The 12,168-nt window shown below is 63.3% G+C and carries 10 protein-coding genes; 3 read left to right on the forward strand and 7 right to left on the reverse strand.

Features of this window, described 5'->3' with window-relative positions; genetic code table 11:
• Positions 1-38 precede the first annotated feature (38 nt).
• The gene (gene ccoG / locus AC0GNO_RS10045) at positions 39-1,472 is read right to left on the reverse strand and encodes a cytochrome c oxidase accessory protein CcoG (RefSeq protein WP_472903890.1); all 1,434 of its coding nucleotides are present in this window, start codon (positions 1,470-1,472) and stop codon (positions 39-41) included.
• 393 nt (positions 1,473-1,865) lie between these two features.
• On the opposite strand from ccoG, the gene AC0GNO_RS10050 reads away from it, so the two are divergent.
• The gene (locus tag AC0GNO_RS10050) at positions 1,866-2,159 is read left to right on the forward strand and encodes a co-chaperone GroES (protein WP_305361815.1); all 294 of its coding nucleotides are present in this window, start codon (positions 1,866-1,868) and stop codon (positions 2,157-2,159) included.
• An 81-nt stretch (positions 2,160-2,240) separates the two neighbouring features.
• Positions 2,241-3,890, forward strand: coding sequence for a chaperonin GroEL (groL, locus tag AC0GNO_RS10055; RefSeq protein ID WP_472887086.1), 1,650 nt, complete (start codon positions 2,241-2,243; stop codon positions 3,888-3,890).
• A 205-nt stretch (positions 3,891-4,095) separates the two neighbouring features.
• Here groL and tal read toward each other — a convergent pair whose 3' ends face one another.
• A complete protein-coding gene (tal, locus tag AC0GNO_RS10060; RefSeq protein ID WP_472903891.1) occupies positions 4,096-5,037 on the reverse strand; it encodes a transaldolase in 942 nt (313 codons plus the stop codon).
• Between the two features lie 59 nt (positions 5,038-5,096).
• On the opposite strand from tal, the gene AC0GNO_RS10065 reads away from it, so the two are divergent.
• Positions 5,097-5,945, forward strand: coding sequence for a MurR/RpiR family transcriptional regulator (locus AC0GNO_RS10065; RefSeq protein WP_177132998.1), 849 nt, complete (start codon positions 5,097-5,099; stop codon positions 5,943-5,945).
• 252 nt (positions 5,946-6,197) lie between these two features.
• Here the strand turns inward: AC0GNO_RS10065 and AC0GNO_RS10070 are convergent, their stop codons facing one another.
• From AC0GNO_RS10070 to AC0GNO_RS10090, 5 genes are all read right to left on the reverse strand, one after another.
• The gene (locus AC0GNO_RS10070; RefSeq protein ID WP_472903892.1) at positions 6,198-7,295 is read right to left on the reverse strand and encodes an ABC transporter ATP-binding protein; all 1,098 of its coding nucleotides are present in this window, start codon (positions 7,293-7,295) and stop codon (positions 6,198-6,200) included.
• Positions 7,292-8,266 (reverse strand): ABC transporter ATP-binding protein, encoded by a 975-nt coding sequence (locus AC0GNO_RS10075; RefSeq protein ID WP_472903893.1) that lies wholly within the window; start codon positions 8,264-8,266, stop codon positions 7,292-7,294. Before AC0GNO_RS10075 ends, AC0GNO_RS10070 begins: the two co-directional genes overlap by 4 nt.
• 6 nt (positions 8,267-8,272) lie before the next feature.
• The gene (locus AC0GNO_RS10080; protein ID WP_472903894.1) at positions 8,273-9,184 is read right to left on the reverse strand and encodes an ABC transporter permease; all 912 of its coding nucleotides are present in this window, start codon (positions 9,182-9,184) and stop codon (positions 8,273-8,275) included.
• 142 nt (positions 9,185-9,326) lie between these two features.
• Entirely contained in the window at positions 9,327-10,904 is a 1,578-nt protein-coding gene (locus AC0GNO_RS10085; RefSeq protein WP_472903895.1) for an ABC transporter substrate-binding protein, read from the reverse strand.
• A 37-nt stretch (positions 10,905-10,941) separates the two neighbouring features.
• Positions 10,942-12,168 carry a M20 aminoacylase family protein gene (locus AC0GNO_RS10090; protein ID WP_472903896.1) on the reverse strand — a complete coding sequence of 409 codons (1,227 nt, stop codon included), beginning with the start codon at positions 12,166-12,168 and terminating at the stop codon, positions 10,942-10,944.

A 12,168-nucleotide genomic window follows, 5' to 3' on the forward strand; every position in this document is an offset into this window, starting at 1 on the left:
TCATCGAACCGGTGCTCGGCTCTTCTCCTCCTTCGGGGTCAGCGCGGTACCAGAAAAACCGATTTTTCATCGAGATGTATCGCCGCGTCGGTGGTGGACTGCAGCTTGAACACGATGGGGTGCGAACCACTGGACGCGCCCGGTGGCACCTGCACCCGCACTGCCAGGGTGCGCACTTCGGTCGGCAAGACGTCCACCATGGGTTCGGATGCGATCACGATGCCATCCATGCCTTCCACGCTCAGCCGAACCACCTGTTTCGCCTCGGTGGCGTTCATGATCTGCAGGCGGAACACGTTCTCTATGCGGCCCTGCTCGACCATGCGGGCGAGCGCGCCGCGGTCGCGGATCACGTCCACCTTCATGGGCACGCGCATGTAGAGGCTCACCCCCACGGCGATGGCGATGGCGGTCAGTACCATGGTGTAGATGAGCACCCGCGGGCGCAGCGCCCGACGGATGATCTGAGCCTTGTCCCAGCCTCCGGTCATGGCGTTCTGCGTGGAATACTTGACCAGGCCACGCGCATAACCGAACTTGTCCATCACGTCGTCGCACACATCGGCGCAGGCGCCGCAGCCGATGCACTCGTACTGCAAGCCCTTGCGGATGTCGATGCCGGTCGGGCAGACCTGCACACACAAGGTACAGTCCACACACGAACCAAGCCCCTTCTCTTTAGGGTCCACCTTCTTGCCGCGCGAACCACGCGGTTCACCACGGGTGGTGTCGTAGGTGACGATCAGCGTGTCCTTGTCGAACATGGCGCTCTGGAAGCGTGCATAGGGACACATGTATTTGCAGACCTGCTCGCGCATGAACCCGGCGTTGCCGTAAGTCGCAAAGCCGTAGAAGAAAATCCAGAAAGTCTGCCAGGCACCCAGCGAACCGGACAGCATTTCGGCAGCCTGATCGCGAATGGGAGTGAAGTAGCCGACGAAGGTGAAACCGGTCCAGAGCGCAAACAGTATCCAGGCGGCGTGCTTGGTGGCCTTGCGTCCGGCCTTGGTGCCGGACATCGGCGCCTCGTCCATGCGGATGCGGGCCGAGCGATCGCCCTCGATCTTCTTCTCGATCCACAGGAAGATCTCTGTGTAGACCGTCTGCGGGCAGGCGTAGCCGCACCACAGGCGCCCGGCCACGGCCGTGAACAGGAAGAGCGCGAGCGCCGCCATCACCAGCAACCCGGTGAGGTAGATGAAGTCCTGCGGGTAGAGCACCAGCCCACCCAGGTAGAAGCGGCGCGACAGCAGGTCAAACAGGATGGCCTGGCGGCCGTTCCAGTTCAGCCAAGGCAACCCGTAGAAAACGATCTGTGTGATCCACACCATGGCCCAGCGCCAGCGGGTGAAGAAGCCCGATACCGACCTGGGGTGAATCTTTTTATGCGACTCGTAAAGGGAAACCTCGATTTCGTCGGGCTCATCCCCGGGCACGGGGCCCAGGGGCTGGTTGGCGGTGGTCGTGGACATGGGGGTGCTTTCTTGTGGGTCTCGCGGTGTTTGGGCCCGGCCTCTGAGCGCCAGGCCGGTGTGCGCGCCAGTCCATGTTCCAAGAACCGTGCCAGTCCCCGAAGTCACAAAGAATCAAGGACTTGCAACACCTAGCGTGCGTTTTCGCCTCCAGAAGTTGCGGCGAAACCGCCACAATTGGCAGTAAAGTGCCAATTATGGCACTTCGCCCTGGGCGTCTTTGGTGGGGATAAAACCCTTGTGCCTCTTGAAATACCACCGAAGCGCCCTTATCATTAGCACTCGCTGGAGTTGAGTGCCAACACTTGCTCCAAGTCGATCGACGGCCTTGCCCGACCCTTGCGGTCGGTCCTGATCGTCTGACCCAACCCTATCCCAATCTCAGGAGATGCAATGAACCTTCGTCCTCTCGCCGATCGCGTGATCGTCAAGCGTATTGACAGCGAAACCAAGACCGCTTCCGGCATCGTCATCCCCGACGCAGCCGCAGAAAAACCCGACCAGGGCGAAATCCTGGCGGTCGGTCCCGGCAAGAAAAACGACAAGGGCGAACTGTCGCTCATGAACGTCAAGGTCGGTGACCGCGTTCTGTTTGGCAAGTACAGCGGCCAGACCGTCAAGGTCGACGGCAACGAACTGCTGGTGATGAAAGAAGACGACCTGTTCGCAGTCGTCGAATCCAAGTAATTTTGCGGGACTGACCGAGCAACGCGCAAAGCGTCTGCTCGCTCTGTCCCCAACTGTTCAAATCATTTAGGAGCTATCAACATGGCAGCAAAAGACGTCATTTTCGGCGGCGAAGCCCGCGCACGCATGGTCGAAGGCGTGAACATCCTGGCCAACGCGGTCAAGGTCACGCTCGGCCCCAAGGGTCGCAACGTGGTGCTCGAGCGCTCGTTCGGCGCCCCCACCGTGACCAAGGACGGTGTGTCCGTGGCCAAGGAAATCGAACTCAAGGACAAGCTGCAGAACATGGGCGCCCAGATGGTCAAGGAAGTTGCTTCCAAGACGTCTGACAACGCTGGCGACGGCACCACCACCGCCACCGTGCTGGCGCAAGCCATCGTGCGCGAAGGCATGAAGTACGTGGCCGCCGGCATGAACCCGATGGACCTGAAGCGCGGCATCGACAAGGCCGTTGAAGCCCTGATCGAAGAGCTGAAGAAGGCCTCCAAGGCCACCACGACCAGCAAGGAAATCGCCCAGGTTGGCTCCATTTCCGCCAACTCTGACTCCAGCATCGGCGACATCATCGCCAATGCCATGGACAAAGTGGGCAAAGAAGGCGTGATCACCGTGGAAGACGGCAAGTCGCTGCAAAACGAACTCGACGTCGTCGAAGGCATGCAGTTCGACCGCGGCTACCTGTCGCCCTACTTCATCAACAATCCTGAGAAGCAATCCGCCCTGCTGGACAACCCCTTCGTGCTGCTGTACGACAAAAAGGTTTCCAACATCCGTGACCTGCTGCCCACGCTGGAGCAGGTGGCCAAGGCCGGCCGTCCGCTGTTGATCATTGCCGAAGATGTCGAAGGAGAAGCCCTGGCGACGCTGGTGGTCAACACCATCCGCGGTATCCTGAAGGTGGTGGCAGTGAAGGCCCCTGGCTTCGGCGACCGTCGCAAAGCCATGCTGGAAGACATCGCCATCCTGACCGGCGGCAAAGTGATCGCTGAAGAAGTCGGCATGACGCTGGAAAAAGTGACCCTGGCCGACCTCGGCTCCGCCAAGCGCATCGAAGTGGGCAAGGAAAACACCACCATCATCGACGGCGCCGGCGCTGCTGCTGACATCGAAGCCCGCGTGAAGCAAGTTCGCGTGCAGATCGAAGAAGCCACCAGCGACTACGACCGCGAAAAGCTGCAAGAGCGCGTGGCCAAGCTGGCCGGCGGCGTGGCCGTGATCAAGGTCGGCGCTGCCACCGAAGTCGAGATGAAGGAAAAGAAGGCCCGCGTGGAAGACGCCCTGCACGCCACCCGCGCTGCGGTGGAAGAAGGCATCGTGGCCGGTGGTGGCGTGGCCCTGCTGCGCGCCCGTCAGGCCGCTGGCACCATCAAGGGTGACAACGCTGACCAGGACGCCGGTATCAAGCTGGTGCTCAAGGCCATCGAAGCGCCTCTGCGCGAGATCGTGGCCAACGCCGGTGGCGAGCCTTCCGTGGTGGTCAACGCCATCCTGGCTGGCAAGGGCAACTACGGCTTCAACGCCGCCAACGACACCTACGGTGACATGATCGAAATGGGCATTCTGGACCCCACGAAAGTGACCCGTACCGCTCTGCAGAATGCCGCTTCCGTGTCCAGTCTGATGCTGACCACCGAAGCCATGGTGGCCGAGTCCCCGAAGGATGACGCACCGGCCGGCGGCATGGGTGGCGGCATGGGTGGGATGGGCGACATGGGCGGCATGGGCATGTAATTGCTCCTTGCCTGAGACGCCATGCCGGCGTTGCAAGGGCTTGCCGTGGCGCTGCCACTGTCTACGCCCTTGCGCCTTGGCCTGGCGCCTCATGCTGCGTCGGATTGCATCACTGCATGCTGACGAACCCCCAAGAAAAAACCCCGCGAAGCAATTCGCGGGGTTTTTTTCATTGATACCCCCAAACGAGGGGACTTCGGGTGGGTTAGCGCATCATGCCTTCGAGCTTGATCGTGTCCACCACGAACGCGCGGATGCCCTCGGCCAGCTTCTCCGTCGCCATCGCGTCTTCGTTCATCGCAAAGCGGAAACCGGCTTCGTCGTACAACACGAACGGAATGTCCATCGCCCTCGCAGCTTCGGCGTCCAGCACCTTGGGCAAGGCCGCTTCACTGGCCGCCAGCTGAGCCAGTAGATCGGGGCTGATGGTCAGCAGGTCGCAGCCGGCCAGCGCCGTGATCTGGCCCACGTTGCGAAAGCTCGCACCCATCACCTCGGTGGCGATGCCGTGCTTCTTGTAGAAGTTGTAGATCGCGCGCACCGACTTCACGCCCGGGTCGTTGGCGCCCGCCATCGCTGCTTCGTCCCAGTTTGCACCCGCGTTCTTCTTGTACCAGTCGTAGATACGGCCCACGAACGGCGAGATCAGCTGTACCTTGGCCTGCCCGCAAGCCACGGCCTGGGCGAACGAGAACAGCAGCGTCAGGTTGGTGTGGATGCCCTCACGCTCCAGGCGTGCGGCGGCCTGAATGCCTTCCCAGGTGGAAGCGATCTTGATCAGCACGCGGTCGATGTGCACACCCTCGCCCTGGTAGAGGTCGATGATGCGGCGCGCACGCGTCACAGTGGCTTCGGTGTCGAAGCTCAGGCGGGCGTCCACCTCGGTGGATACGCGGCCGGGAATGTGTTTCAGGATCTCGCAGCCGAAAGCCACGAGCAGGCGGTTCATCACCTCGTCCGTCCCCTGCGCGCCGTATGTCGACATCGCATCCTTGAGCAGATGGGCATATTCCGCTTTCTGCACCGCCTTCAGGATAAGCGATGGGTTGGTGGTCGCGTCGCGTGGCGAAAAGGCTGCGATCTGGTTGAAGTCGCCGGTGTCGGCAACCACGGTGGTGAGCTGTTTGAGTGCGTCAAGCTGGTTCATCTTGCCATTATCGGGCGTGAAGGTTCCACAATTTTTTGTAACTCGATTACCATCGTTCCATGCTCGACCGAATCAAAGCCTCCCTGCCCTCGCTGGCTCCCGCAGAACAACGGGTGGGCAAACTCGTGCTGCTCGATCCGCGCAGTTTCGCCAGCCTGCCGGTGTCCGAACTGGCCGAACGGTCGCATGTGAGCAAGCCGACCGTGGTGCGTTTCTGCCGCAGCATGGGTTACGACGGTCTCTCGGACTTCAAGCTCAAGCTCGCCGGCACCGTGAGCGAAGGCGTGCCCTTCATCCACCGCAGTGTGGACGTGGACGACAAGGTGGGTGACGTGCTGGTCAAGGTGATCGACAACACGGTGGCAGCGTTCCTGAAATACCGCAATGACGCCTCCACCCACTCGATCGAGAAGGCGGTGGATGCCCTGCTGGCCACCTACAAGAACCGCGGCCGCATCGAGTTCTACGGCGCGGGCAATTCGGGCATTGTGGCGCAGGACGCGCAACACAAGTTTTTCCGCCTGGGCATCAACGCCATCGCCTACAGCGACGGCCACATGCAGGTCATGAGCGCCTCGCTGCTCGGTCCGGGCGACTGTCTGGTGATCGTGTCCAATTCGGGCCGCACGCGCGACCTGATGGACGCCGCGGACATCGCCCGCAAGCACGGCGCCACGGTCATCGTGATCACCGCCAGCGGCTCGCCCCTGGCCGCCGCAGGCCACATCCACCTCTCGGCCGACCATCCCGAAGGCTACGACCGCTACAGCCCCATGACCTCGCGTCTGATGCACCTGATGGTGATCGACGTGGTCGCTACGTGTCTGGCGCTGCGCATCGGGGGCAGCAAGCTGCAACCGCTGCTGAAGGAAATGAAGAACAACCTGCGGAGCAAACGATACGCTTGACCGTGCGCATTGCGCACAGGTCATGCGTCCCCCTGCGCCGCTTCGCGTCTTCCCCCGGAGGGGGACGATGCCTGTGGCCCGGCAAAGCCGGTTCCACGGCATCCCTGGGTTTGGAGGCACGTGCCCCGGACAGACCTGAGGACAACGGGCGCTCCCTGCAGCGAAGTCAAGGAGGAGGCCTGCGCAGCAGGCCGGGGGACATTCGCGGAGGGGAGCGCCCATTGTCCGCGCCAACGCCAGCACTTCACCCCGTCAGATCCGGCCTTCTTCGACAGCGTGACACGCCACTCGAACACCGCCAATAGTCTGCAACACCGGCCTTTCATTCCGACACCGCTCATTCACATGCGGGCAGCGCGGGTTGAATGCGCAACCGTCAGGTGGGTTCAACGGGTTGGGCACTTCGCCTGAAACCGGCGTGCGCGCCTTGCCTGTATCGTGCATCTTGGGAATGGCATCGAGCAGCATGCGGGTGTAAGGGTGACGCGGGTTGTCGAACAGCGTGTGCTTGGGCGCCAGCTCCACCAGCCGACCCAGGTACATCACGCCCACCCGGTCGCTCACGTGGCGCACGACCGCCAGGTTGTGACTGATGAACAGATAGGTCAGACCGCGCTCGCGCTGCAGGTCCTTCATGATGTTCAGCACCTGCGCCTGCACGCTCACGTCGAGCGCCGAGGTCGGCTCGTCGCAGACCAGAAACTCGGGCTGGGTAGCCAGCGCGCGCGCGATCGAGATGCGCTGGCGCTGCCCGCCCGAGAACTGGTGCGGGTACTTCACGCGGTCGTGCGGCGACAGGCCCACGGAGTGCAACAGCGCATCGACGCGAGCGCGCAGGGCCACCGGTTCGGTTTCGATGCCATGCTCACGCAGCGGCTCGGCGATGATGTCTTCCACAATCCAGCGCGGATTCAGGCTGGCGTAGGGGTCCTGAAAAATCATCTGGATGCGGCGGCGCAGCTGGCGGCCTTGCGGCGTCTTGAAGGCCGCGTGCGCATCCTGACCGTCGAACTCGAAACCGCCGCGTGTTGGCTCGTACAGGCCCACCAGCAATCGCGCCACCGTGCTCTTGCCACAGCCCGACTCACCCACCAGAGCCAGCGTCTGACCTCTTGGAATGTCGAAGGACACGCCATCGACGGCGCGCAGCAACTGTCGAGGTTGGCGCTCGATCACCCGGTTGAGCCAGGGCGCCGAAACATCGAAGGTCTTGGCCAGGTCGATGGCGCGCACCAGCGGCGCGCCGGTCGTCGCCTCGGTGGTGGCGGCGGAAACCTCAGCATGGGTCTGCGCCAGCGATGACCGAGGGGTCCGGGCGAGCTCGTCCTGCTCAAACATGTTGGTGCTCATGCGGTGACCCCCGCGCTGGCGTGCAACCAGCAGGCAGCGCGCGTCGCGCCGGCACCCAGGAGATCCGGGCGTTCCACATGGCAACGGTCGAACACCTTCTCGCAGCGCGGGTTGTAGGCACAACCCTTGGGGATGGCATTGAGACGCGGCATCGCACCATCGATCTGGTGCAGGCGCTCGCGGTCCACGCTCATGTCCGGGATACAGGCCATGAGACCGGCGGTGTAGGGATGGGCAGGGTGGTTGATGACTTCATGCACGGGGCCGATCTCGGCGATGCGCCCGGCGTACATCACGGCCACGCGGTCGCAGGTTTCGGCGATCACGCCCATGTCGTGTGTGATCAGCATCACCGCCGCCCCGCGGTCTTTGCAGATGGTCTTGAGCAGCGTGATGATCTGCGCCTGGATCGACACATCGAGCGCGGTGGTGGGTTCGTCGGCCACGATGAGCTGGGGTTCTGCGGCCAACGCCAGCGCGATCACCACCCGTTGGCGCATGCCGCCCGAGAACTGGTGCGGAAAGTGGTCGATGCGCTGCTCGGCGGCCGGAATGCCGGTGTCGCGCAGCAGCTGGATGGCGCGCTGCCGCGCTTCGGCCTGGTTCACCGGGAGGTGGGTGATGATGGTTTCGATCAGCTGACGGCCCACCGAATACAGCGGGTTCAGCGAGGTGAGAGGATCCTGGAAGATGGCGCCTATCTGGCGACCGCGCACCTTGCGCATGTCATCGAACGGCAGGTTGTCGATGCGGCGGCCCTCCAGCAGGATCTCGCCGGACGCCACACGCCCGGGCGGCTCCAGCAGGCCGATGATGGAAGCACCGGTGAGCGACTTGCCCGCACCGGATTCACCCACCACACCGAGAATCTCGCCGGGCGCGATGTCGAAGGAAATGTCGTCGAGCGCACGCAAGGTGCCCCTTCGGTGGGGAAACTCGACAACGAGGTTCTTGACTTGCAGCAGGCTCATCGTGGTTTACCGGAGTCTTGGGTTGAGCGCGTCGCGCAGCCAGTCGCCGAGCAGGTTCACCGAGAGCGCGATCAGCACCAGCATCGCGCCCGGGAAGATGGTGATCCACCACTCACCCGAGAACAGGTAGTCGTTGCCAACCCGGATCAGCGTGCCCAGCGAGGGCGAGGTGGGCGGTGCGCCCACACCCAGGAAGGACAAGGTGGCCTCGGTGATGATGGCGGTGGCCACCTGGATGGTGGCCAGCACCATGACCGGCCCCATGACGTTGGGCAGCACATGGCTGCGCATGATGCGCAAAGGCGCCACACCCGTCACCCGCGCTGCCTGCACGTACTCCTTGTTGCGCTCCACCATCGTGGAGCCGCGCACCGTGCGCGCGTACTGCACCCAGCCCGTGAGCGTGATCGAGAGAATGAGCACGCCAAAAGCCAGCGTCTCGTGGGCATTCGGGAACAAGGCGCGACCCACACCCGCGATCAACAGCGCGACCAGGATGGCAGGGAATGAGAGCATCACATCGCACAGGCGCATGAGAAAGGCATCCACCCAGCCGCCCAGAAAACCCGCCAGCAAGCCGAACGACACACCGATCACCACGGACAGCAACACCGAGGCGAGCCCCACCGCCAGCGAAATGCGCGCGCCGTACATCAAGGCCGAAAGGATGTCGCGTCCTTGATCGTCGGTTCCGAGCAGGAACTGGGACACACCGCCCTCGCTCCAGGCCGGCGGCAAGCGTGCATTGGACAGCTCCAGTGTCGCCAGATCGAACGGGTTGTGCGGCGCCACCCAGGGGGCGAACACGGCACAAAACAGGCAGACGAAGGCGATCACCGCCGCGACGATGGCGGTGGGTGTGGTGCGGAAACTGTGGCCAACATCACTGTCGAGCCAGCGGTGAACAAAGGCAATCAACGGGGGGACTTTCGTGTTCATTGACCCAACCCAGCGGGAGGTCGGAGGGGACGCCCATCCAGGGCCAGCGCGGAACCGGCTCCGCCGGGCCGCTGCGCGGCGTCCCCCTGGGGGGAAGCCGCGCAGCGGCGCAGGGGGAACCCTACTTCACGCTCATGTAGCGGAACGGCATCTGGTTGTCGGCCCGTTGCGTCAACTGCACGTTGTTGGCCACACCCCAGGCCAGCGCCTGCTGGTGCAGCGGCAGATGACCCACGTCGTTCGAATGCAGGGTGAACGCTTCCTTGATCATGGCGTTGCGCTTGGCCTGGTCGGTTTCAGACTGGATCTTGAGCGTGAGTTCGTCCACCTTCGGGTTGCAATAGGCCCCCAGGTTGAACTGGCCCGAACCCTTGTCGTCCACGCAGCGGATCAGTGCGTTCAACACGTTGTGCGCGTCGTAGGTGCTGGGCGACCAGCCCAGCAGGTAAAAACTGGTGTCGCGCTTGAGAATTTTGGGGAAATAGGTGCCCTTGGTTTCCACTTGCAGGTTGACCTTGACACCGATGCGGGCCAGGTTGGCGGCCACGGCCTGGCAGATGTTGCCATCGTTCACGTAGCGGTCGTTCGGGCAATTCATGCCAACCTCGAAACCGTTCGGGTAACCGGCCTCGGCCAGCAGCTTCTTGGCGGCCTCGGTGTCGTACGGCAGGCGGGTGTTCATGGCGGGATCAAACCCGTTGATGCCCGGGCCCACCAGCAGCGCCGCCGGCGTGGCCGCACCACGCATCACCGTTTTCTGAATGCCGTTGATGTCGATGGCCTGGTAGAAGGCCTGGCGCACACGCTTGTCCTTGAACGGGTTCTTGCCCTTCACGCTGGAATACAGCAACTCGTCACGCTTCTGGTCCATGCCCAGAAAAATCCAGCGCAGCTCGGGGCCCTGGAGCACCTTGGCCTTGCCGCTGGCGTTGACGCGTGCCACATCCTGCACAGGCACCGGTTCCATGACGTCCACCTGGCCCGACAGCAGCGCAGCCACGCGGGTCGAATCGTTACCAATCGGGGTGTATTCCACGTTGACCACGTTGCCTTCGATCTTGCCCCAGTAGTTGCCGTTGCGCACGAAACTGGTTTTCACGCCGGGCTGACGCTCGCGCAGGCGGAACGGCCCCGTTCCATTGGCGCGGAACGACGCGGCGTTCTCAACACCTTTGCGGCGGTCCACCGGACGGGTGGCCTGGTTCTCCTCGCTCCACTGCTTGTTCATGATGTAGAAGAACGACAACACGCCGGGCAGGATGGGGAACGGTGCCTTGGTTTCAAACTCGACCGTGTGCGCGTCGATCTTGCGAACTTCCTTGATGTCGTTCGTGTAGCTCTTCATGTCCGAGCCATCACCCGACCCTCGGGCAAAGCTGAACAGCACATCGTCGGCGGTGAAAGGCTTGCCGTCATGAAACGTCACGCCCTTGCGCAATTCGAACCGCCAGACGTTGGGAGAGGTTTGCTTCCAGCTGGTGGCCAGCGCGGGCTCCAGCTGCAGTTCTTTTCCGCGGGTGACCAGGGGCTCGTACACATTGCCCGTCACGCTGAGTTGCAAGGACTCGTTGAGCGAGTGCGGGTCCATCGACAGCGCATCGCCCTGGTTGCCGATGCGCACCGTCTGCGCCTGCGCGGCCCCCAGTGTGGCGAGGGCCGCGGCCACTGCACAGACCGTCAACGTTTGCTTGAACTTCATGAGTCGCTCCTAGGCGTGGTTGGGAAAATGGAAAACATCAGTCGGCGCTGATCAGCGGCATGCCCTGCTCGATCAGGCCGGCGTGCAGCGCGGCGCCCAGCGGCAGCACATCGTCGTTGAAATCGTAGCGGCTGTTGTGCAGGAAACAGCTGCCCACGCCGTTCTCGGCGCCCTGACCGAGCCGCAGATAAGCCCCGGGCTTGACCTGCAGCATGAAAGAAAAATCTTCGGCGCCCATGCTGGGTTCCAGGTCGCGGTCCACGTGTTCGTGCCCCAGCAGCTTCTGAGCCACTTCAGCAGCGAACCGGGCCTCCTGGCGGCTGTTGATGGTCGCGGGGTAAATACGCTCGTAATTCACATGGGCCGCGGCGCCCAGTCCCAGCGCCACACCGGAACACAGCTCGTGCAGCCGGCGCTCGACCAGGTCCTGAACCTCCGGGTTGAAGGTGCGCACCGTGCCCATGAGCGTCGCCTTGCCCGGCATCACACTGAACGCGCCCATGTCGCCCGCCTGCATGGCGCACAGGCTCACCACGGCGCTGTCGATCGCGCGCACATTGCGCGAAACGATGCTTTGCAGCGCCGTGATGATGTGGGCCGAAACCAGCACCGGGTCCACGGTCTGGTAGGGGTGTGCGCCGTGGCCACCCTTGCCGGTGATTTCGATCGTGATGCGGTCGGCTGCGGCCATCATGGGCCCGGGGTTGATGCCCACCGTGCCCGGACGCATCTGCGGCCAGTTGTGCATGGCGTAGACCGATTGCACGGGGAAGCGGTCAAACAGACCGTCTTCGATCATGGCCTTGGCGCCTGCAAAGCCCTCTTCCCCGGGCTGGAAAATCAGCACCGCCGTGCCATCGAACTGCCGCGTTTCGGCCAGGTAGCGGGCCGCGCCCACCAGCATGGCGGTGTGACCGTCGTGGCCGCAGCCGTGCATCATCCCCGGCTTGTTCGATTTCCAGGCGAAGTCGTTGTGCTCGGTCATGGGCAGGGCATCCATGTCGGCGCGCAAGCCCATCATGCGGCCGCTCTGGCGCTGGCTGCCGTGAATCACGGCCACCACCCCGGTCTTGCCGATACCGGTGTGGATTTCATCCACGCCGCACACCTTGAGCGCCTCGACCACGCGCTGCGCGGTGTAATGCTCCTCGAAACCGATTTCGGGGTGCGCGTGCAGATCGCGCCTCAACGCGGTCAGCTCGGGGTGGTAGGCCGCGATGTGTGCGAAGGCGCGGCCATGGGCCTTGATGCGGGGCGCCAGCAC

It is taken from the genome of Hydrogenophaga sp. L310 (assembly GCF_055703065.1).